Source organism: Nocardioides jensenii JCM 1364 = NBRC 14755, assembly GCF_001552535.1.
Classification (GTDB): Bacteria; Actinomycetota; Actinomycetes; order Propionibacteriales; family Nocardioidaceae; genus Nocardioides; species Nocardioides jensenii.
Genome location: NZ_BCRJ01000111.1, coordinates 1 through 21113, shown reverse-complemented (window position 1 = coordinate 21113; position 21113 = coordinate 1). Strand labels below are relative to the sequence as shown.

The following is a 21113-nucleotide window of genomic DNA, read 5'->3' as shown; positions in this document are numbered from 1 at the left end:
GGCGGGGAGGGAGGGTGGCGACGAGGCGGCGTCCGGACGCGTCCTCCACCAGCCGTGCCGGCGCCTTGATCGTCCTGGTGTCCTGGCGCAGCACCAGGGCCGCGCCGGCGCCGACGGGGAACTCGGGGTTGGCCAGGACGATCTCCACGCGACCGTCGCGACGGCGTGCGTAGCTGTCGACGAGGTCGATGACAGCTGCGGGTGGCCGGGAGTCGCCCATGGATGCTCCTTGCGTGCGGTGATGGTCCGCGCCCAACCTAACGGATCACGGCAGTCTCCCCGGCGGCCAGGTTGTCGCCCGTCCCGTCGGGGTGGGCAGGCTGCCTGGTCAGTACGGCCGCTGCCGCTGAACCGGGTTGAAGAACCGCTTGCACCGGCACACGAACGTGCCCCAGGGGGCCGGGGCCGCGAAGTCGGTGCCGGACGAGACCAGGACCCGCACCTCGCGCGGCTTGCCGGCCGGCGCGTCCGAGAACCGGACCAGGTCGTCGAGGCCGTCGCCGTTGACGTCGGAGACGCCGGTGCTGAGGCTGCCTTCGTTGAGGCCGACTGCGTTGTCGAGATCGGCGTACCAGACCTGGGCGTTCCACTGGTCGTCCGTGCGCTGGATGACCACCACCGAGTTGGAGGCGCCGATGGGGTCGACGCTGACCAGCTCGTCCGCACCGTCGCCGTCCACGTCGGCGACGAAGGCCGCGTCGGTGTTGCTGTTCACCGACTCGACCTCGGTCGGCACCAACGGTTCGGAGCCGGCCTGCAGGACGGCCAGATCGCTGTCGGGCCCGGCCAGCACGAGGTCGTCGTCACCGTCACCGTCCACGTCGGCCGCCAGGATCCGTCGGGCGGACGACGTGCCGGAGTAGACCTTCCTGAGCGGTTCGAAACCGTCCCCGTTGCTCTCCGCCAGCCACACCTCGAAGTCCTCGCCGTCGTCATAGGTGGGTGGGGCGAGCACGACGTCGTCGCGGCCGTCGCCGGTGAGATCCGCCAGCATCTCGTGCCCGACGAACTCGGGTCGCGAGTCCCCGGCGGCCTCGAGGGCGTACGTCGTCAGCGGGGTCCCGTCGAGGGCGTACGGCGTCACGGTGGCCACCGACCCCGGGAAGTCGGTGCTCCCGTCGGCGGGATCGGTGCCCGACTCGAGGGACACCAGCTCTTCGGTGCCGTTGCCGTCGATGTCGCCCCGGATCACGTCGAACTGTCGCGACACCGACGGCTTGCCCGCGGCGAAGGAGCGCCCGTCACCGGTGAGCACCTGGATCGACTGAGCACGTGACTCGCTGTCCTGCACGGCGAGGTCACCGAGCCCGTCCCCGGTGAAGTCGGAGGTGACCGCGATCTGCCTGGCAGCACGGTTGCTGGACATGGCCGGACCCGTGGCCGGGTCGCCGTCGGGCAGCACCACGGCGACGACGCCGGCGACCAGCAGAGCCGCGACCACGCCGGCTCCCAGGATCAGGCGACGCCGGCGTGGACCGCCGCCGGTCATCTGCTCGCCCCGCGTCGTGGACGGCTCCCGGAGGGACAGGGGGCCGCCGGTCGCGGGGAGCTCGCGGGCCAGCTCGGCCAGGGCGTCACGCAGCTCGGTGGCGTCGCGGAACCGTTCGGCGGGATTCTTGGCCAGCGTGCGCAGCAGCACGAGATTGAGACCGGCCAGGCCCGGCCCGGTCTCCGGAACCTGGGGAATGCTGCCCTCGAGGTGCCCGATCGCGATGTCCACGTCCGAGCCGGCGTACGGCGGCAGCCCGGTCAGGCAGGCCCAGAGCAGGCAGCCGACGGCGTACACGTCGGTGGTCGGGGCGGCGGGCGCGCCCTGGCCCCGCTCGGGGGCGAGGTACTGCCAGGTGCCGGTGACGCCGCCGGCCACGGTGAGACGGTCGGCGCCGGTGTCGGCGACGCCGAAGTCGCACAGGTAGGCGTGGAGGCTCTCCGCCTCCGGGTCGCGCAGCAGCACGTTGCCGGGCTTGACGTCCCGGTGCAACACACCCACGGCATGGGTGGCCACCAGCGCCTCGGCGACCTGGCCACACACCTGCACGGCCCGGAGCGGCGACAGCGCCCCCTGCTCGTGGAGGAGGTTGCCGAGGTCCCCGCCGCGCACCAGCTGGGTGGCGATCCACAGGGTGCCGTCGTCCTCTCCGTGGTCGTAGATCGTCGTGACGTGCGGGGAGTCGAGCCGGGCCAGCACGTCGGCCTCGCGGCGGAACCGGGCCCGGAACTCGGGGGCGCTGGCCAGGTGGCTCGACATCACCTTGAGCGCGACCAGGCGATCGAAGCGGGTGTCGGTCGCGACGAAGACGGCACCCATGCCGCCCGAGCCCAGGCGCCTGCCCACCTCGAAGCGGTCGGCCCCGTCAGGGGCACCGGGGCCGAGGTCACTCATTCTGCGGCCGCACCGATCAGCGCGAAGGAGTGGTTGACCTGGTGCTCGTAGTCGAGCCAGATCGCCAGCGGGCCGAAGCCGTCGCCGTTCGAGAGCGTCACGCGCAGTTGCATGGGCTTGGGGCTGTAGTCGCCCGTGATCAGGACGAGGTCGTCGAGGTGGTCTCCGTTGAGGTCGGAGACGCCGAGGGTCACCGATGCGGCTGCCTCGCCGTCGACCTGACCCACCTGCTGGCCGCTCCAGCGGCCGTCCACGAGGCTCCACACCACGAAGACCGTCGCCAGCTCGTTGATCCCCACCAGCTCGTCGGTGCCGTCACCGTCGAAGTCGCCCGGCGCCAGTGAGAAGACCCGTTGGGCCTGTGGCTGGACGCCGGTGCTCGTGAAGCGGGACCCGTCGGAGGTGAGGGTCTCGATCGAGGAGTCGCCGACCAGCGCGAGGTCGTCAGTGCCGTCACCGTCGAAGTCGCCCGGGACTGCCCGCTCGCCCGGTCGGTCGCCGGCGTACCACTGCCGGAACCTGCCGAAGCCGTCGCCGGTGCTGGAGGCGACCCACACCCGGCCGGGCTGGCCGGTGTCGTAGATGTCGGTGGTCACGGCCAGGTCGTCGCGACCGTCCCCGTCGAAGTCGCCCAGTGCGGCGTAGAGCGGGTGCGCCTTGGTCGAGGCCTTCAGGGGTAGGCGCCGGGAGGGGGAACGGTCCGAGGGGATCACGGTGGCGGTGAAGTCGCCGGTGGTCCGACCCATCAGGGAGACGAGCTCAGGAGTGCCGTCGCCGTTGATGTCGCCGCGCATCAGGACATTGTCCTTGGGCACCTGGGACCAGCGTTCGGGTGTCGTCAGGGAAGTGCCGTCAGGGTGCGACACGTCGACCACGGTCCTGTGGTCCCGGCGGGTCAGGAGGGCCACGTCGCCGATGCCGTCGTCGTCCAGGTCGCCGGTGATCGCCCGGTCCGCGGCTTCGTTGCCATCGTGCGGTGGATCGTCTCGTTGGCTCTGGATCACGAGGAAGGTCCCGATCGTCGCCACGGCCGCGACCGCGCCGGCTGCGGCGTACCACCGGCCCCGGCGGCCTCCGGCGCGCGAGTCGGCGGTCGCCCGGAGTGCGGTGGCCAGGTCGGCCGCGCTGGCGTAGCGGTGGGTCGGGTCCTTGTGCATCGCCGTCGAGATCACGTCGTTGAGCCGTCGGGCCTCGGTGGCCGACAGGTTCGGCCCGGCCACCAGGGTCGGCGGCGCGCTCCTGGCATGGGCCAGTGCGACCTCGATCTCGGTGCCGGCGTACGGCGGCCGCCCGGTCAGGCAGGTCCACAGCAGGCAGCCGGCGGCGTACACGTCACTGGCCGGGGTGGCCGGGGCGCCGGCACCGCACTCGGGGGCGAGGAAGGCCCAGGTGCCGGTCGTGGTGCGTACGGCGGTGAGCGGGGTCCCGATCTCGCGGGCCAGGCCGAAGTCGGTGAGCACCGCGTGCGCCCGATGCGAGTCCGGCGCGGTGACCAGGACATTGGCCGGCTTGACGTCGCGATGCACGATGCCCCGGGAGTGCGCGTCGTGGAGGGCGTCGGCGACCTGGGCGCAGAGCCGCGTCGCCGCCTCCGGGGGCAGCGGCTCGCGGGTTGCCAGCCAGTCGCCGAGGTCGCCACCGTCGACCAACTGGGTGGCGATCCACAGGTGGCCCTCGTGCTCGCCGTGGTCGTAGACCTGCACGATGTGGGGGGAGTCGAGCTGCCCCAGCACCTCGGCCTCGCGGGCGAACCGGTCGCGGAACACCGGGTCGTGGGCCAGATGGCCGGCCATCACCTTGAGCGCGACGCGGCGGTTGAGGTGTTCGTCGCGGGCGGCGTAGACCACGCCCATCCCGCCGGAGCCGATGACACCCTCGACGACGTGCCGCCCGACCGTCGAACCGGGTTTCAGTGGCGTGAACACGTATCTCCTCCGGTTCTGGGCGCACGGGATGATCCGGGCTGAACCTAACCGATCCGGGCCGCGGGAATGAACGGCGACGGGCATGAGTTGCAGACTGTGACAGAAGTTGAGTTGATTCGACTCAACTTGTTTGGCACACTTCCTGCGGCCCCACCCGGGACCACGAGAAACAACCGGAGGTACTTCCCATGGCACGAGCGGTCGGCATCGACCTCGGCACGACGAACTCCGTCGTCGCCGTCCTCGAAGGTGGCGAACCCACCGTCATCGCAAACGCAGAAGGCGCCCGCACCACCCCCTCGGTGGTCGCGTTCGCCAAGTCCGGCGAGGTGCTCGTCGGCGAGGTCGCCAAGCGCCAGGCGGTCACCAACGTCGACCGTACGATCCGTTCGGTCAAGCGTCACATGGGTGAGAGCTGGACGACCCAGATCGACGACAAGACCTTCACCCCGCAGCAGATCAGCGCGTTCATCCTGCAGAAGCTGAAGCGCGACGCCGAGGCCTACCTCGGTGAGACCGTCACCGACGCGGTGATCACGGTTCCGGCGTACTTCTCCGACGCCCAGCGTCAGGCCACCAAGGAGGCCGGCGAGATCGCCGGACTCAACGTGAGCCGCATCGTCAACGAGCCGACCGCGGCCGCGCTGGCCTACGGCCTCGACAAGGGCGACGACCAGACCATCCTCGTCTTCGACCTCGGTGGCGGCACGTTCGACGTGTCCCTGCTCGAGATCGGCGAGGGCGTCGTCGAGGTCAAGGCGACCTCGGGTGACAACCACCTCGGTGGCGACGACTGGGACAACAAGGTCGTCGAGTGGATGATCGCGAAGTTCAAGGCGAACAACGGCGTCGACCTCGGGGCCGACAAGATCGCCAAGCAGCGCCTCCAGGAGGCCGCGGAGAAGGCGAAGATCGAGCTGTCGAGCTCGAGCGAGACCCAGATCCACCTGCCCTACATCACCCACGGCGAGTCCGGTCCGCTCCACTTCGAGGAGAAGCTGACCCGCTCGGAGTTCCAGAAGTTGACCGCCGACCTGCTCGAGCGCACCAAGGCGCCGTTCCAGGCCGTGCTCAAGGACGGCGGCGTCCCCGTCTCCGGCATCGACCACGTGGTCCTCGTCGGCGGCTCGACCCGCATGCCGGCCGTGACCGAGGTGGTCACCGATCTGCTCGGCGGCAAGCAGCCCAACAAGGGCGTCAACCCCGACGAGGTCGTGGCCGTCGGTGCCGCGCTGCAGGCCGGTGTCCTCAAGGGTGAGGTCAAGGACGTCCTGCTTCTCGACGTGACCCCGCTCTCGCTCGGCATCGAGACCAAGGGCGGCGTGATGACCACCCTGATCGAGCGCAACACCACGATCCCGACCAAGCGTTCGGAGATCTTCACCACCGCCGACGACAACCAGCCGTCGGTGGAGATCAAGGTCGCCCAGGGTGAGCGTCAGATGTGGGGCCAGAACCAGCCCCTCGGCAACTTCGAGCTGACCGGCCTGCCGCCGGCCCCGCGCGGCGTGCCGAAGATCGAGGTCACCTTCGACATCGACGCCAACGGCATCGTGCACGTCTCCGCCAAGGACCACGCGTCCGGCCGCGAGCAGTCGATGACGATCTCGGGCGGCTCGGCGCTGTCCAAGGACGAGATCGACCGCATGGTCAAGGAGGCCGAGCAGTACGCCGACGAGGACCGTCAGCGCAAGGAGGCCGTCGAGGCGCGCAACCAGGCCGACGGTCTGGTCTACACGACCGAGAAGTTCCTGACCGACAACGAGGACAAGCTCCCCGACGACGTCAAGACCGAGGTCCGTGCCGACGTCGACGCACTCAAGGCGACTCTCGAGAACGAGGAGGCCACCGCCGAGGAGCTGCAGGCCGGTGTCGCCAAGCTCGGTGAGTCCAGCCAGAAGATGGGCGCCGCGATGTACGCCGCCGCCGAGGCCGACGAGTCGGCCGCCGGGGGCACCACCGGTGCGACGGGTGAGGCCGACGACGACGTCGTCGACGCCGAGATCGTCGACGAGGAGCCCGCCGAGGGCACCGAGGGTGAGTCCAAGTGACCCCAGGCCCGAGCGACGAGTCCCCCGAGGACCAGCCGGTCGAGCCGGAGGAGCAGCCCACGGAGTCGTCCGAGGGCCACTCCTTCGGTGAGGCGGCCGCCGAGATGGCCAACGAGTCGGAGGTCGAGGAGACGCGCGCGTCCGACCCGGCCGACGACGAGCTGGCCGTGGCACGCATGGAGCTGGAGGAGCGCACGCTCGACCTCCAGCGACTGCAGGCGGAGTTCCTCAACTACAAGCGCCGGGTCGACCGTGACCGGGAGCTGATCAAGGAGAACGCGACGTTCGCCGCGTTGGCCCCGATCACCGAGGTGCTCGACAACATCGACCGGGCACGCGGGCACGGGCCGCTCGACGAGGGCTTCCGGGCCGTCGCCGACCAGCTCGAGCGGGTCGTGGCCGGTCAAGGCCTGGTGCGTTACGGCGCGCCCGGTGACGCCTTCGACCCGACCGTCCACGACGCGCTCTCCCACATGGGGGAGGACGCCGAGGTGGAGGTCACCACGGTCAAGGTGGTCGCCAAGGGTGGCTACAAGATCGGGGACCGCGTCGTGCGCGCGGCCCAGGTGCTGGTCGTCGACCCGGCGGGCCCGGCGACGTCGCCGGACGACCCCGCCACGGGCGACCCGGCAGACACCGACAACTGAGGAAGGGAGGCGCGCGTGAGCGGCAAGGCTGACTGGGCCACGAAGGACTACTACAAGGAGCTCGGGGTCTCGAAGGACGCAACGACCGACGAGATCAAGAAGGCCTACCGCCGACTCGCGCGCGCCAACCACCCCGACTCCAACCCCGGCGACACCGCCAAGCACGAGAAGTTCAAGTCGGTGGCCGAGGCCTACGACGTGATCGGCGAGCCCGCCAAGCGCACCGAGTACGACGAGATCCGCAGCGCTCCCCGGTTCCCGACCGGCGGCGACGGCGGCTTCGACGTCAGCGACCTCTTCGGCCAGCGAGGCGCCGGTGGCGGTGGCTTCGGCGACATGTTCGGCGACCTCTTCGGAGGCGGTCGGCCCCGTCAGGCCCGGCCCCAACGCGGCGCCGACGTCGAGAGCTCCGCGACGATCAGCTTCGAGGACGCCATGGACGGCGTCACGATCAGCCTGCGGCTCACCAGCGACGCCCCGTGCCCGAGCTGCTCGGGCACCGGCGGCAAGCCGGGCACCAAGCCCCACATCTGCATGGTCTGCGAGGGCGCCGGCATGGTCGCCTCGACCGCGGGTGGTGCCTTCACCCTCAACGAGACCTGCCCCGCCTGCGGTGGGCGCCAGCTCGTGTACGACGACCCGTGCCCGACCTGTCACGGCTCCGGGCGCGGCAGGTCGGCCCGTTCGATCCAGGCTCGCATCCCCGGTGGTGTGAAGGACGGCCAGAAGATCCGGCTGCGGGGCAAGGGCGCGCCCGGAGAGAACGGTGGCCCGGCCGGCGACCTGTTCGTGCACGTCAAGGTCACCGCCCACCGCCTCTTCGGCCGCAAGGGTGACCACCTCACACTCGACGTGCCGGTCGGCTTCGACGAGGCCGCACTCGGCGCCGACATCAAGGTGCCGACCCTCAAGCACGGCCCGGTCACCTTGAAGATCCCTGCCGGCACCCCCAACGGCCGCACCTTCCGGGTCCGGGGCAAGGGCGCGAAGAAGGCCGACGGCACCAACGGCGACCTGCTGGTCACCGTCGAGGTGCAGGTCCCCGCGGTGCTCGACGAGGCGGCGCGCGAGGCGGTCAAGGCCTATCGCGAGGCGATGGCTGACAAGCCGCTGCGCAGCAAGCTGTTCGAGGAGGCCTGAGCATGATCACCCCGGACCCGACCATCGGTGTCTACGTGATCAGTGTCGCCGCCGAGCTCGCCGGGTTGCACCCGCAGACCCTGCGCACCTACGAGCGCATGGGGCTGATCACGCCCGGGCGCACCGGTGGCGGCGGCCGTCGCTACTCCCACCGCGACATCGAGCAGCTCCGGGTGATCGCCGACCTGACCTCTCACGGCATCGGCATCGAGGGCGTGCGTCGCATCCTCGAGCTCGAGAACCAGGTGCTCGCCCTGGCCGCTCGCAACGAGGAGCTCTCCGCCGAGGTCGAGGGCCTGCGCGAGACCGTGCGCGGCCTGATCGGGGGCCGAGGCCGGCCTCCGGTGCCCGGGAACCTGCCGGCGCTGCGCTCGGCCTCCACGGGCCAGGTCGTGGTCTGGCGACGCGGTGCGCACTGAGCCGAGAGTCGAAGTGTTTGACGATTTTCAGGTCATGTAAAGTGCTCGCATGAGCCAGTCCACCGAGCGCGGCAAGGGCGCCGGGTCCTTCAAGGACAGGGTGCACGGGATGCTGCGCGAGTCGATCCTCGACGCGGCCTGGGAGCGCGCCGTCCACGCCTCGTGGAGTCAGATCCGCATCGCCGACATCGCTGGCGACGTGGGGGTGAGCCGACAGACGATCTACAACGAGTTCGGCACCAAGGACCAGCTCTCACTGGCCCTGTTCGACCGTGAGCTCCGGCGCGTCCTCGTCGAGCTCGAGGCCCGGCTGGCCTCGACGGAGCGATTCGACGAGGGCATCCGCGCGGCGCTGCTGTGGATGCTCGACGAGGTCACCGACCACGCCCTGCTCGGGCGCATGGTCAACGACGCCAAGTCCGGCAGTGGCGACGGACTGGTGCCCGTGCTGACCGTGCGTTCGGACATGATCATCACCCCGGTTCGTGGCACCCTCGCCCGCATCACGTTGGAGCGCTGGCCGGGGGCCGACGCGGCCTCCGTCGAGGTGGTCTGCGACATGTTCGTCCGATTCATCCTCAGCCAGATCATCACGCCCACCGATCTCGACCGGGTGGCGATGGTGGACGCGATGGTCACCATGGCCAAGCACATCCAGCTGCCGGCGTCTGCGGGATGAGGAGAGCGCGGGTCGGCGACTCGGCGGCCGATGCCGCACGACGGTGGCTCAGTCCGCTCGGGGCGCGCTGCTCGACGGGGACACTGACCTGGTGACGGAGATGACCTCGTCGGAGAAGCGGCGGACCGCGCGCAACAGCTCGACGGGGTCCTCGGCATCGACTCCGTACAGGTGCCACGGCGAGACCCGGAACTCGGTGGCCCCCAGCTCGGCGAGCTCCAGGTAGTCGTCCAGGCCGCGGGCTCCGGTGGCGGAGACGTTGACGACGAACGGCTCCGCGCCGCGGCCGCACTCCGTCCGCAGCTCCTCGAGTCTGCCGATGGCGGTCGCCAGCTCCGGGGTGCTGGCGTTGACCGAGATCCATCCGTCCCCGAGGCGTGCGGCGCGAGACAGGCCGGCCTCGCTGTGCCCGCCGACGTACACCGGCACCGGCCGGTCCGGGGCCGGGCTGATCATCAGTCGGTCGAAGTCGTAGTGCCTGCCGTGGTGCTCGACCCATTCCGGGCCGCGTCCCGCACACACCGCCCGGAGGATCTCGATCGCCTCGTCGGTACGCCGGCCACGGGTGCGCATGTCGGTGCCGGTGAAGGCGAACTCCTCCGGGATCCAGGACAGTCCGACGCCGATCGCGATGCGGTTCCCGGACATCACCGCCATCGTCGCGACCTGCTTGGCGGTCAGCAGCGGATCGCGCAGCGGGAGCTTGAGCACGTTGGTGTAGAAGCGGATCCGGGTCGTCACCGCGGCCATCGACGTCATCGCGATGAACGGGTCCGGCATCGGAGTGTGCCCGGCCCACATCCGGGCCCCGTCCGGTGAGTACGGGTACGGTGCGGACACCGTCTCCGGGTAGAAGACCGAGTCCGGGAGGGCGATGGAGTCGAAGCCGGCGTCCTCGGCGGCGATCGCGAGGTCGTGCAGGTGACGCGAGTCGATCATCGCCACCGGCAACGACCACCTCATCAGAGCTGCACCACCTTGGAGGTCGGGATCGGGTGCGAGTCGGCCTTGATCCAGCGCATCGCCCACGTGCCCTCACGGTGCGCGTCCGTGCTGATCCAGTTGCCGTAGCCGGGGTCCTTCTCGGAGACCACGATGGTCAGCGTGCCGTCGTCGTTCAGCGTGGCGGTGTGGTTGTTGAGGTAGATGTTCGCGCGGTTGTAGTCGAGTGACTCCACCCAGAAGTTCTGCAGCACGAAGTTGAAGTACTCGCAGTTCGGGACCTCGGTCTCGATCACCCAGGCCTCGTCCTCGGCGAGCTTCCAGTAGCCGTGCAGATAGAAGATCGTCGGGTCGCCGCCGGCCTTCTGGAAGTGGTCCTGCCCCCAGTCGAAGATCTCGTTGGCGTGGGGCTGGAACTTGCGGGACCACTCGAGGAAGGTCTCCGACATGCCCCTCACGACCTCGATCGCCTTGTCCAGACGCTCACCCAGCTCCTCGGGGTTCAACGGCTCGAACTCGCCGTCCGGGTCGAGGCACTCGATGGACAGGTCGCCGATGACCTCGTTGCGTCGGTCCTGATGGGTCTGCCGGACCGAGATGAGATTGCTCTCCGGTGCCAACGGCAGCCAGGCGCCGTCCGCCGGCTCGTCCACGCTCGCGATGAACTCGAAACGGCCGTTCTCGTCGACCTCGAGGTCGTGCACGTGGAGGTCGCCGGTCTGCAGCATGGTGCCGTCGACGTGGTACCGGTTGACGCGTGAGCCGAAGGTGATCAGCGGGACCGTGCCCCTCGTGCCGATGATCCGATAGCTGTGCCTGCCCGAGATGTTGGCGCGCATGTAGACGTTGTCCGGGTTGTCGGCACCGATCTTCGTCATCATGTTGGGGTTCGGCGCCGACGTGAAGCTCGGCCACCGGGGATCGGTGAACTCGACGCTGTTGATCGTGCCGTACCGGAGCAGCCTGCTCAGGTAGCGGACTCCCTCGGCCTGGGTCAGCGGATCCTGCGGGACGATCTCGTCGTCCAGGACCTTCCCGACCTCGAGCAGATCAGCACAGAACTTCTCCCAGGTGGCGTTCATGTGAATCTTCCTGCTTTCCGGTTGATGGTGCGGACGGTTCAGAGGGTGCTGGCGAACTTCGCTTCGACGTCGGCCGCCGTCACGCCGAACTCCTCGAGCGAGTAGTGGTGGGACGGGCTGCGGTGGTCGGCGAGGCTGGCCCGGTGCGATGCCTCGATGGCGGTGCGAGCGGCGTCCGTGAAGGGCAGGGAGAATTGCGAGTAGATCTTCTCGACGGTGCCCACGGCATCGGCGACGAAGTCTCGGTAGTCGACGTCGATGAACTGAGCCGGATCGTGACGCAGACGCACCTGGTTGAAGTTCGCGTTGCCGCGCGCCCACAGGTCGAGCTGGGTGCGCCCGATGGTGGGACGGTCGAAGGCCCTGGACATGCCGTGTCCACCCTGCTCCGCGAGGCTGAACGTGGATGCCATCGAGGTCTGCGGGTCACGGAACGTGCGCACGAACAGGGCGTCCGGGTAGACCGTCAGGATCTCGTCGATGGCGAACACGTGGCTGGGGCTCTTGAGCACCCATCGCCGCTCGGTGTCGTGCAGCCCGATCAGCTGCAGGTTCCGCTTGTGGCGCGCGTACGTCGCGGTCCAGTCCTGCCCGGCCAGCCAGCGGGTGTACGTCGGCACGAACGAGATGGCCTCGAACGAGGTCGAGAGCATGGTCTGCTGCAGGAGGCGCCAACACTCCTCGACCTCTTCGGCGCCCATGAAGTGCACCTTCATCAGGTCTGCCTCGGCCGCCTGGCGCGCGCGGTAGAAGGCATCCGATCGCCGGAAGTCCTCGTTCTCACTCCACGCGTCGCGGTGGGGCCGTGGCTGGGGCCTCTCCGCGAGCCACATCTCGACCCCCTGGTGGGCAGGGTCCGCGCCCAGCAGGCGGTGCATTGCGGTGCTGCCGGTTCGGGTCAGTCCCACGACGAAGATCGGCCGCTCGATCGGAACGGCGACGTGCTCGGGGTGGCGCGCGAATCCGGCCTCGCTGGCCAGGCGACCCGCGAGCGCTCCGATGATCATCTTCCGGGCGATGACCCTGCCCTGCGCGGTGAGGTCGGCCTCCTTCTCGAAGGACTGGAGCAGGACCTGGAGTCCCTCGAGGTGGTCGTCCCCGCCGAAGTCGTCGAGCCCGGTCCACGCGCGGGCTGCCTCGTGCAGGTCGTCGACGGTGCCTACGCTGTCGCGGGTCTGTGCCATGACTGCTTCCTTCATCGGTTCGAGCTCAGTGGTGGGTGTGCCCGCAGTTGACGTCGATGCACTGCCCGGTGATCGCGCGGGCGAAGTCGGAGGCGAGGAAGACGGCGGTGTTCGCGATGTCGTCCGGCTCGGGCAGTCGGCGCAGGTCGGTGCCGGCGGCGATCTCGTCGTGGACCACGGTCGGGTCGACGCCGCGCTCGGCTGCCAGCCGGTCGAACCACACCTTGACCGAGTCGGCCCAGATGTAGCCGGGGGCGACCGAGTTGACCCGCACGCCGAGGGGTCCGAGCTCCACCGACAGGCTGCGGGCCAGGGCCAGCAGCCCGGCCTTCATGACCCGGTACGCCCCGAACCCGGGCAGCTGGTTGCGCAGCACCATCGAGTTGATCATCACGATCGAGCCCTGCGACTCGACCAGTGCCGGCACCAGCTTGCGGGTCAGGCTCAGGGCGGCCATCAGGTTGATGTCGAGCCCCTGGCGGATGTCGTCGGGCTCGGCGTCGAGGATCCGGATCCGTGGCGGCTGGACGAACGCATTGTGGATCACCGAGTCGAGCCTGCCGAAGGCTGCTGGCGCCTGCTCGGCGAGATGCACGACCGAGGTGTCGTCGGTGAGGTCGGCCTCCACGACGGCGGCCTCACCACCCAGACCGCGGATCTCGTCGGCCACGGCGTCGAGCCGGGGCCGGGTGCGGGCCGCGAGCACGACCCGGGCGCCGGCCAGGGCGCTGCGCACGGCGAGCGATCGGCCCAGCCCGGGGCCCACCCCCGACACCAGGACGACCTTGCTCTCGAGCAACGGTGCCGCGGTGGTCATCATGCGAGCGACTCCGGATCGAGGATCACGCTGAGCGAGGCGATCCTGCCCTCGTCGTCGAACTCGAACAGGTCAGTGGTGGCGAAGTCGGGGATGCCGTCGCGGTGCACCCGCAGCTGCACACCGGCGTACCGTCCGCTCACCGTGATCGGCGAGAGCAGGCTGACCGAGTAGTCGACGAGTGCGTTCTGGGTGGCGAACGCCCGGATCTCGGCGGCGCCTCGATAGGTCCGGACGCCGAGCGGCTCGTGCAGCACGGCGTCGTCGGCGAACATCGCGACCAGTCGGTCGACGTCGTGGTTCGTGTGGTGTTCGACGTACGACGCCAGGGCAGCGCAGATCTGGTCTCTGGTGGGCATGAGTCGGTCCTTTGCTGGAGGTTCAGGCGATGACGCCGCGACGGAGGAGCTCGACGACCTGCTCGTGGTGTCGACCTGGGCCAGGGGGCGACCCGGTCCGGGTGCCGCTGGGCATGAAATGAACATTGTTCATTTGCGCCGTGCAGTGGCTAGGGTGTCCCGGTGAACGAGACCCGGGGCACATCGGTCCATGGTGATGCGGAGGCCCGGCGCCGTGGGACGCTCGACGCGGCCGCGGCTCTCCTGGACGAGGGCGGCTATGCGGCGCTGACGATTCGCCGAGTCGCGCAACGGGCCGGCACCAGCACCGGGCTGATCTATCAGTACTTCGCGGACAAGCAGGACATCTTCATCTCTCTGCTCGACGAGAGCCAGGCCGCGTCGGCCGACTTCGTGGCCGCGCTGCCGCGCGGCGAGGGAGTCGCCGCCCTGATCGAGACGGTCATCCCCGAGTCGGCCCGCCAGTGGAAGCGGGTGCTCCGGATGACCGCGGCCTGGCGCGACACCACCGGGATCGGTGAACGGGACGAGCGCGCCTCGGTGCAACGACTGCGGACGAGCTCCGAGCGCTACCTCACCGAACTGCGCCGAGCGATCGTCGAGGCGGCCGACGGTGAGGGACGGACGCTCCGCCAGGACCCGGCCATGCTCAGGTTCGTGGTCTCAGGGCTGGTCGGTGTCTCCGACGCCCTCGTCAACCACTGGGAGGAGGACCTCGACGCCACCGAGCTGATCACCTTCGCGGCCGCAGCGATCGCCCGGGGAATCACCGCGGAGCCGTGAGCGAACCGCCATGTGAAACACCCGTGTGACACCTGGTGCAGGCGATAGGCTCGCTCGTCGGGATCGGGTGGATGCAGAAGGGCGTGAGGACTTCGCTGGACGCACTGGGTGACTACTTCAGCCACGTCGACTGGTTCTTCCAAGACGTCGACGAGCCCATGGAGTGGGTCGCGCTCGTCTCGATCCCGCTCTTCACGGCCGTCATCGGCTGGCTGATCAACTGGACCGGTCTGATCATGCTCTTCTACCCGATCCACTTCCACGGCTTCAAGATCCCCGGCATGGCCGAGCTGGCGCGCCTGGCGCCCCGCAAGCTCCAGGAGGTCCCCGGCATCCTGCAGGGCGGGGTCGGCTGGCAGGGCATCGTGCCGGCCCGGGCCGCCAAGATGGGCAGCATCGCGGTCGACAAGGCGATCGCCAAGCTCGGCACACCGGGCGAGTTCTACCAACAGCTCGAGCCGGACCAGATCGCCGAGCACATCGTGAAGATCTTCAGCCCCGAGATCCCCTCGCTGGTGGACGAGGTCATGCGTGAGAGCCACCCGGCCCTGTGGCGCGACCTGCCCAACGCGGCGAAGAAGGCGGTCATCGCCCGGGTCCAGGCACAGCTGCCGGCCGTCGTGAAGACCGTGACTGATGAGATCGGTACGCACATCGACCAGCTGCTGGACCCGAAGATCATGGTCATCGACCACTTCCGCACGCACCCCGAGCTCGTCGTACGCGTCTTCAAGGACGTCGGGCAGAAGGAGCTGAACATGATGGTGACCTTCGGGTTGCTGTTCGGCTTCCTGCTCGGCATCCCGGTCGCGTTCGCCGACCACTGGTTCCACCAGTGGTGGCTGCTCCCGGTGCTCGGGATCGGGGTCGGCTGGATCACCAACGCCCTCGGCATGTGGCTGATCTTCGAGCCGACCATGCCGACCAGGAAGTTCGGCATCACGTTCCAGGGACTCTTCCTGCGCCGCCAGAACGAGGCCGCCGAGGTCTACGCCAAGATCATCGCCGACGACGTGATCACCCTCGAGCGCATCGGGGACTTCCTGCTCGACGGTCCTCGTGGCGACCGGACCCGGCAGATGCTCGCGGTGGCCCTCGGCCCGGCCATCGACCGCGCCGCCGGACCGACCCTCGGCGCGGCCAAGGTGGTCATCGGGCGCGGCAACTACCGGCGGATCCGGGAGTCGTTCGCCAAGGAAGCGGTCGGGCGTACGCTGACGCCGTTCAAGGACCCGGAGTTCAGCAGGCAGCAGTCCGACAAGATCCGGTCCCTGGTCTCGCAGCGCACCAAGGAGCTGCACCCCGACGACTTCGTCGAGATGATGCGCTCGGCCATCAAGGAAGACGAGTGGATGCTCTACGCACACGGCGCGATCATGGGACTGGCGGGTGGGTTCATCCACCTCGCGATCTTCGGAGTAGGTGGAGGATGACCGACGACAAGGGCCTCGAGCGGGCCGACCACGAGCAGTCGCCGGCGCTCGACGCGATTCCCGGGCTGATCCGGATCGCCGCGTCGTCGTGGGTGCGCACCGCCGAGTGGAGCGTCGTGGCCGGCATCCGTACCGGCCGTCGGGTGCTGAAGGCGGCCACCGACCCGCACACCGCGGTCGAGCTGGCCCAGGGCGCTGCCGCGGCCTCGGGCATCGTCGCCGACATCGCCAAGGCAGTCAGCTCCGGCGAATCCGTGCCCCAGGCGATCCAGCAGGTCGCCGCCTCCCTGGGCGGTACGACGGACCGCAAGGCGGTCGTGCCGCACAACGGGCGGGACCGCGAGATCGAGAGCACCGACCTGCGCAGCTCGCTGCGCGAACAGGGCGCCAAGCTGCTCGAACGCTCCCGTGACGTGTGGAGCAACGAGACCGGCCACCCGGCGTACGCCCGGATCCTGACCGAGCTGGCTCCCGACGAGGGCCGCATCCTGATGCTGCTCCTGCGCAGCGGCCCGCAGCCGATGGTCGACGTGCGCACCGGTGGTGCCGTGGGCATGGTCAGCTCGACGCTGATCGCGCCGGGTCTGAACATGATCGGCCCGCGCGCCGGCACCCGCTACGTCGACCAGGTGCCGTCCTACCTCAACAACCTGTTCCGGCTCGGGCTCGTGTGGTTCTCCAAGGAACAGCTGAAGGACCCGCTCGACTACCAGGTCGTGGAGGCGCAGCCCGACGTTCTGGCCGCGATGCACTCGGTGCGCTCGGCCAAGCTGGTCCGCCGCAGCATCCACCTGACCCCGTTCGGCGAGGACTTCTGCCGCACCTGCCTGCTGGAGGACGAGACGCCCACCGAGGACCTGCCCGTGCACCAGGCGCCGAACGACCTGGAGTAGCCCCAGGCAGGCCGCACCGGCCGCAGGGAAATTGCCAAAGTTGAGTGGAACAGACTCAACTTCTGGTGCGTTGAGATCAATGACGGACACACTGGGTGCCGTCCACGTCCACGCCCCAAGGGGGACCTCGTCCTATGAGTTCGTTCGGTGCCGAGAAGTTCACCACCCGCAGCCGCGCCGCGATCGAGGCTGCCCAGCTGGCGGCCACCACGGCCGGCAACTCCCAGACCGACCCGCTGCACCTCCTCGTCGCGCTGCTGCGCGACCAGGAGGGCACCGCGCGCAACTTGGTCACCAAGGCCGGAGCCGACGTCGGGGCACTGACCGCGAAGGCCGAGCAGGCGATGGCCGCGCTGCCGGCCGCCAGCGGCGCCACCGTGCAACAGCCCGGTGCCTCCGCGGCGCTGACGCGAGTGCTGGCCGGGGCGATCGACCTGGCGTCCTCGATGAAGGACGACTTCGTCGCCACCGAGCACCTGCTGATCAGCCTGGCCACCGTCGAGAGCCAGGCCCGCACCCTGCTCACCGACGCCGGACTCAGCGAGGACGGACTGCGTGAGGGGCTGACCGCCGTGCGCGGCAACCGTCGGGTGACCAGCCAGGACGCCGAGTCGACGTACGAGTCGCTGGAGAAGTACTCCGTCGACCTCACCGCCGACGCCCGCGACGGCAAGATGGACCCGGTGATCGGCCGCGACGCCGAGATCCGCCGGGTGATCCAGGTGCTCTCGCGGCGCACCAAGAACAACCCCGTCCTGATCGGCGAGCCCGGCGTCGGCAAGACCGCCGTCGTCGAGGGCCTGGCCCAGCGCGTGGTCGCCGGTGACGTGCCCGACTCGCTCAAGGGTCGGCGGGTGCTCAGCCTCGACCTGGCCGCGATGGTGGCCGGCGCCAAGTACCGCGGCGAGTTCGAGGAGCGCCTCAAGGCCGTGCTCGAGGAGATCAAGGACGCCGGTGGCCAGGTGGTCACGTTCATCGACGAGCTGCACACCGTCGTCGGCGCGGGCGGAACCGGCGACGGGTCGATGGACGCCGGCAACATGCTCAAGCCGATGCTGGCCCGCGGCGAGCTGCACATGATCGGCGCCACCACGCTCGACGAGTACCGCGAGAACATCGAGAAGGACCCGGCCCTCGAGCGCCGCTTCCAGCAGGTCTTCGTCGGGGAGCCGTCGGTCGAGGACACCATCCAGATCCTGCGCGGCATCCAGGAGAAGTACGAGGCCCACCACGGCGTCCGCATCACCGACGCCGCCCTGGTCGCCGCCGCCACGCTGAGTGACCGCTACATCACCGGGCGCCAGCTGCCCGACAAGGCGATCGACCTGATCGACGAGGCCAGCTCCCGGCTGCGCATGGAGATCGAGTCCTCACCCGAGGAGATCGACCAGCTGCGACGGTCGGTCGACCGGCTCAAGATGGAGCAGTTCGCCCTCGAGAAGGAGACCGACCCGGCCAGCGTCGACCGGCTGGAGAAGCTGCGCGCCGACCTCGCCGACTCGCAGGAGCAGCTCCGCGGGCTCGAGGCCAGGTGGGAGCGCGAGAAGACCTCACGCGAGGGTGAGGGCGAGCTGCGTCGCCAGCTCGACCAACTGCGCAGCGAGGCCGAGAAGCTCCAGCGCGAGGGCGACCTCGACAAGGCCAGCGAGATCCTCTACGGCCGGATTCCCGCGCTGGAGCAGCAGATCCGCACGGCCGAGTCCGACGAGGCGGCCGAGACCGCCGAGGTCGAGCCGCTCGTGGGCGAGGAGGTCGGCGCCGAGCAGATCGCCGACGTCGTCGAGGCGTGGACCGGCATCCCCACCGGCAAGATGCTCCAGGGCGAGACCTCGCGGCTGCTCGAGATGGAGGCCGAGATCGGCCAGCGCCTGATCGGCCAGGAGGCCGCGGTCAACGCCGTGAGTGACGCCGTACGCCGTTCCCGCGCCGGCGTCTCCGACCCCAACCGGCCCACCGGGTCGTTCCTGTTCCTCGGCCCCACCGGCACCGGCAAGACCGAGCTGGCCAAGTCGCTGGCCGACTTCCTCTTCGACGACGAGCGCGCCATGGTGCGCATCGACATGAGCGAGTACGCCGAGAAGCACTCGGTCTCGCGCCTGGTCGGTGCCCCGCCCGGCTACGTCGGGTACGACGAGGGTGGCCAGCTCACCGAGGCGGTGCGGCGTCGGCCCTACTCCGTCGTGCTCCTCGACGAGGTGGAGAAGGCGCACCCGGAGGTCTTCGACATCCTGCTGCAGGTGCTCGACGACGGGCGCCTCACCGACGGGCAGGGCCGCACCGTCGACTTCCGCAACACGCTGCTGATCCTGACCAGCAACCTCGGCTCGAACTTCCTGGTCGACCCGTCACTGTCCCCGGAGACCAAGCACGAGTCGGTGATGGGCGTCGTACGCGGCCACTTCAAACCGGAGTTCCTCAACCGGCTCGATGAGGTGGTCATGTTCGACGCGCTCACCAAGGAGGCGCTGACCCACATCGTCGACCTGCAGCTCGCGCTGCTCGAGAAGCGGCTCGCGGTACGCCGGATCACCATCACGGTCACCGACGAGGCGAAGACCTGGTTGGCCGACCAGGGCTACGACCCGGCGTACGGCGCCCGGCCACTGCGGCGGCTGATCCAGACCACCATCGGCGACCCGCTGGCCCGGTTGCTGATCGGTGGCCAGGTCGCCGACGGCGGCTCGGTGACCGTGTCCGTCGGCGGCGACGGTCTGGTCCTGACCGCCGGCTGACCCGCTCAGGAGTGCGTGTAGGGGACCGAGGCGCCCGACTCGTCGTTGCAGGTGGGCGCCTCGCCCAGCACCGACGCGGGCACCTCGGCGGCCTCGAGGTCGGCGCAGCTCCAGCCCTCCTGGTAGCCGCCGTCGGCCGCCAGCTTCCACGTGCCGTCGTCGTCGTACCAGAGAGTCGCGAAGGCATCGAGCGTGCAGGCCTGCTGGATGCCTCGTGCGTAGCCGTCGGCATGGGCGTCGATCCGGATCCACCCATGGGTGGACGTGCAGTAGTCGATCGACTCGTCGCCGTGCTCGGTGTAGAGGGCCTTGGCCTCGCCTGCCAGGAACTCCTCGAGGTCGTCCGGAAGTGTGTCCGTCGCGGGCGCGACGCCGGTGCCGTCGAACTCGACCGGCTCGCCGAACGATGACGGGGACGGCGGGGCGTCGTCGCTGACCACCGGAGGCGGCGCGGAGACCGCGGCGACGCCGGTGGCGAGCTCGTCGTGCCGGTCGCCGTCGACCAGGGTCAGGGTGCCCCGTGGCGCGACATTGGCGTCGGAGCCGTCGGAGAGGCCGCTGGGGTCGTCGGCGATCAGCTCGACGCGCGCACCCGAGGGCAGGTCTCGGGCGCCGAGCACGGCCCGGGTGTCGTCGAGCACCCAGGTCTCGCCCTCCAGCCGCCACTGCTGGATCGGGATGCCGGGGCCGATCCCGGTCTCGAAGTCGCAGTTGACCCGGTGGGCACTGGCACGGAGCAGTCCGTCGGAGCCGAACCACAGGTCGTTCACGCTCTCGAGGTAGTCCCCGCTCGCGGGCTCGGGGAACATCGTGTCGACGTTCGTCTCGACGAGCTCGCCCGGCTTCTGCGGGTCCAGGCGCATCAGGTAGGCGCCGGTCAGGCAGGCCCCACCACTGCCGTACATCACCAGGGCCGCCTGCGCCTCGCCGTACGACGACCGCGGTGCCCAGGCGACCTTGCCCGCATAGTTCAGGTAGGAGTGATCGCCCATGCGGGTCAGGGTGCCGTCGGCCGCCACGACGTAGACGTCGGAGGCGCCGTGGGCGCCGGACTCCTCCTCGTTGTTGCCCGTGGCGATCAGCAGGGAACCGGCCATGCTCACGCTGCCCCACCGGACCTCGGGTGGTGTGCCCTTGGCGAAGGGTGTCGAGGCGGCCAGGTCCGTGATCGGCCGGCTCGTCATCACCGCCGGGGTGGAGAAGTCGTCGGCGCCCTCGATGGTGACGATCCGGTCGCCGGACACCGCCACGGAGGCACATCCGGAGCAGGCGGTGTCCTTCGTGGTGCCGGTGTCGAGGTCGACCACGGTGAGGCGCTGGCCGTCGACGAGGGCCACGTGGCCGCCGTCCTCGCTCCAGGCGACGTCCGGCGGTTGCCAGGCCTCGGTCTTCGCGGTCGCGATCGTGGTGACCCGCGTGCCGTCCTTCATCACCGTCACACCCGCCTCGGTGGTGTAGGCGAACACGTCGGCGCGGGCGATCGCCGCGGCCGGTTGCTCGGCGCTCTGCTCCTTGTCGTTGGTGGCGAGGTAGACGCCGCCGGCCGTGGAGACCGCCACCACCGAGGCGACACCGATCGCGGCCAGCTTGGCGGCACCGATGCCGCCGGCGGTCGCGGCCGTCGTACCGCCCGCTCCGGCGCCG

Annotated in this window: 18 protein-coding genes; 9 read left to right on the top strand and 9 right to left on the bottom strand. The window is 69.8% G+C overall.

From position 1 onward, the window contains the following. The 3 genes from NJ4_RS21545 to NJ4_RS21535 form a co-directional block, all read right to left on the bottom strand. Nucleotides 1-220 (bottom strand): hypothetical protein (locus tag NJ4_RS21545; protein WP_157551281.1); only part of this gene is annotated, 220 nt, incomplete at its 3' end. Between the two features lie 108 nt (nucleotides 221-328). Beyond that, nucleotides 329-2383 (bottom strand): protein kinase domain-containing protein, encoded by a 2055-nt coding sequence (locus NJ4_RS21540; protein ID WP_067440291.1) that lies wholly within the window; start codon nucleotides 2381-2383, stop codon nucleotides 329-331. Then, nucleotides 2380-4308: a serine/threonine-protein kinase gene (locus NJ4_RS21535; protein ID WP_067440288.1), complete on the bottom strand. Its 1929-nt coding sequence runs from the start codon at nucleotides 4306-4308 to the stop codon at nucleotides 2380-2382. The genes NJ4_RS21540 and NJ4_RS21535 overlap by 4 nt, the downstream gene beginning before the upstream one ends. Before the next feature lie 188 nt (nucleotides 4309-4496). Here NJ4_RS21535 and dnaK point away from each other — a divergent pair, with 188 nt between their 5' ends. Genes dnaK through NJ4_RS21510 form a run of 5 tightly spaced genes read left to right on the top strand, consistent with a single transcriptional unit; the run spans nucleotide 4497 to nucleotide 9244 of the window. Further along, nucleotides 4497-6359: a molecular chaperone DnaK gene (dnaK, locus tag NJ4_RS21530; protein ID WP_067440285.1), complete on the top strand. Its 1863-nt coding sequence runs from the start codon at nucleotides 4497-4499 to the stop codon at nucleotides 6357-6359. Further along, nucleotides 6356-7006: a nucleotide exchange factor GrpE gene (gene grpE / locus NJ4_RS21525; RefSeq protein ID WP_245644661.1), complete on the top strand. Its 651-nt coding sequence runs from the start codon at nucleotides 6356-6358 to the stop codon at nucleotides 7004-7006. The genes dnaK and grpE overlap by 4 nt, the downstream gene beginning before the upstream one ends. Before the next feature lie 15 nt (nucleotides 7007-7021). After that, nucleotides 7022-8146, top strand: a complete 1125-nt coding sequence (dnaJ, locus tag NJ4_RS21520) for a molecular chaperone DnaJ (protein ID WP_067440283.1) — start codon at nucleotides 7022-7024, stop codon at nucleotides 8144-8146. 2 nt (nucleotides 8147-8148) lie between these two features. Then, nucleotides 8149-8565 carry a heat shock protein transcriptional repressor HspR gene (locus NJ4_RS21515; protein WP_067440280.1) on the top strand — a complete coding sequence of 139 codons (417 nt, stop codon included), beginning with the start codon at nucleotides 8149-8151 and terminating at the stop codon, nucleotides 8563-8565. A gap of 49 nt (nucleotides 8566-8614) precedes the next feature. After that, entirely contained in the window at nucleotides 8615-9244 is a 630-nt protein-coding gene (locus tag NJ4_RS21510) for a TetR family transcriptional regulator (protein WP_067440277.1), read from the top strand. Between the two features lie 48 nt (nucleotides 9245-9292). On the opposite strand, the gene NJ4_RS21505 is transcribed toward NJ4_RS21510, so the two are convergent. Genes NJ4_RS21505 through NJ4_RS21485 form a run of 5 tightly spaced genes read right to left on the bottom strand, consistent with a single transcriptional unit; the run spans nucleotide 9293 to nucleotide 13628 of the window. Further along, nucleotides 9293-10207 carry a TIGR03619 family F420-dependent LLM class oxidoreductase gene (locus tag NJ4_RS21505; protein WP_067440274.1) on the bottom strand — a complete coding sequence of 305 codons (915 nt, stop codon included), beginning with the start codon at nucleotides 10205-10207 and terminating at the stop codon, nucleotides 9293-9295. Then, complete coding sequence (locus NJ4_RS21500; protein ID WP_067440270.1) at nucleotides 10207-11268, bottom strand: DUF1214 domain-containing protein; 1062 nt, start codon at nucleotides 11266-11268, stop codon at nucleotides 10207-10209. The genes NJ4_RS21505 and NJ4_RS21500 overlap by 1 nt, the downstream gene beginning before the upstream one ends. 38 nt (nucleotides 11269-11306) lie before the next feature. Beyond that, entirely contained in the window at nucleotides 11307-12452 is a 1146-nt protein-coding gene (locus NJ4_RS21495) for a sulfotransferase family protein (protein ID WP_067440269.1), read from the bottom strand. Nucleotides 12453-12477: 25 nt separating this feature from the next. Further along, the gene (locus tag NJ4_RS21490) at nucleotides 12478-13272 is read right to left on the bottom strand and encodes an SDR family oxidoreductase (RefSeq protein ID WP_217996952.1); all 795 of its coding nucleotides are present in this window, start codon (nucleotides 13270-13272) and stop codon (nucleotides 12478-12480) included. Then, nucleotides 13269-13628 carry a nuclear transport factor 2 family protein gene (locus NJ4_RS21485; RefSeq protein ID WP_067440265.1) on the bottom strand — a complete coding sequence of 120 codons (360 nt, stop codon included), beginning with the start codon at nucleotides 13626-13628 and terminating at the stop codon, nucleotides 13269-13271. The genes NJ4_RS21490 and NJ4_RS21485 overlap by 4 nt, the downstream gene beginning before the upstream one ends. A 162-nt stretch (nucleotides 13629-13790) precedes the next feature. On the opposite strand from NJ4_RS21485, the gene NJ4_RS21480 reads away from it, so the two are divergent. From NJ4_RS21480 to clpB, 4 genes are all read left to right on the top strand, one after another. After that, complete coding sequence (locus tag NJ4_RS21480; protein WP_067440263.1) at nucleotides 13791-14411, top strand: TetR/AcrR family transcriptional regulator; 621 nt, start codon at nucleotides 13791-13793, stop codon at nucleotides 14409-14411. An 83-nt stretch (nucleotides 14412-14494) separates the two neighbouring features. Beyond that, complete coding sequence (locus NJ4_RS21475; protein ID WP_245644660.1) at nucleotides 14495-15844, top strand: hypothetical protein; 1350 nt, start codon at nucleotides 14495-14497, stop codon at nucleotides 15842-15844. After that, on the top strand, nucleotides 15841-16737 hold the full coding sequence (locus NJ4_RS26450) for an Abi-alpha family protein (protein ID WP_217996951.1): 897 nt from the start codon (nucleotides 15841-15843) through the stop codon (nucleotides 16735-16737). The genes NJ4_RS21475 and NJ4_RS26450 overlap by 4 nt, the downstream gene beginning before the upstream one ends. Nucleotides 16738-16871: 134 nt before the next feature. Continuing rightward, the gene (gene clpB / locus NJ4_RS21465; RefSeq protein ID WP_067440257.1) at nucleotides 16872-19469 is read left to right on the top strand and encodes an ATP-dependent chaperone ClpB; all 2598 of its coding nucleotides are present in this window, start codon (nucleotides 16872-16874) and stop codon (nucleotides 19467-19469) included. Between the two features lie 5 nt (nucleotides 19470-19474). On the opposite strand, the gene NJ4_RS26095 is transcribed toward clpB, so the two are convergent. Further along, nucleotides 19475-21113 (bottom strand): TolB-like translocation protein (locus tag NJ4_RS26095; protein ID WP_169799306.1); only part of this gene is annotated, 1639 nt, incomplete at its 5' end.

Excerpts from the sequence above, each read along its gene's own strand:
- NJ4_RS21500 (WP_067440270.1), bottom strand. The coding sequence starts at position 11,268 with ATGAACGCCACCTGGGAGAAGTTCTGTGCTGATCTGCTCGAGGTCGGG.
- NJ4_RS26450 (WP_217996951.1), top strand. The coding sequence starts at position 15,841 with ATGACCGACGACAAGGGCCTCGAGCGGGCCGACCACGAGCAGTCGCCG.
- NJ4_RS21490 (WP_217996952.1), bottom strand. The coding sequence starts at position 13,272 with ATGATGACCACCGCGGCACCGTTGCTCGAGAGCAAGGTCGTCCTGGTG.
- NJ4_RS21515 (WP_067440280.1), top strand. The coding sequence starts at position 8,149 with ATGATCACCCCGGACCCGACCATCGGTGTCTACGTGATCAGTGTCGCC.
- NJ4_RS21505 (WP_067440274.1), bottom strand. The coding sequence starts at position 10,207 with ATGAGGTGGTCGTTGCCGGTGGCGATGATCGACTCGCGTCACCTGCAC.
- NJ4_RS21485 (WP_067440265.1), bottom strand. The coding sequence starts at position 13,628 with ATGCCCACCAGAGACCAGATCTGCGCTGCCCTGGCGTCGTACGTCGAA.
- NJ4_RS21540 (WP_067440291.1), bottom strand. The coding sequence starts at position 2,383 with ATGAGTGACCTCGGCCCCGGTGCCCCTGACGGGGCCGACCGCTTCGAG.
- dnaK (WP_067440285.1), top strand. The coding sequence starts at position 4,497 with ATGGCACGAGCGGTCGGCATCGACCTCGGCACGACGAACTCCGTCGTC.
- NJ4_RS21510 (WP_067440277.1), top strand. The coding sequence starts at position 8,615 with ATGAGCCAGTCCACCGAGCGCGGCAAGGGCGCCGGGTCCTTCAAGGAC.
- NJ4_RS21495 (WP_067440269.1), bottom strand. The coding sequence starts at position 12,452 with ATGGCACAGACCCGCGACAGCGTAGGCACCGTCGACGACCTGCACGAG.
- clpB (WP_067440257.1), top strand. The coding sequence starts at position 16,872 with ATGAGTTCGTTCGGTGCCGAGAAGTTCACCACCCGCAGCCGCGCCGCG.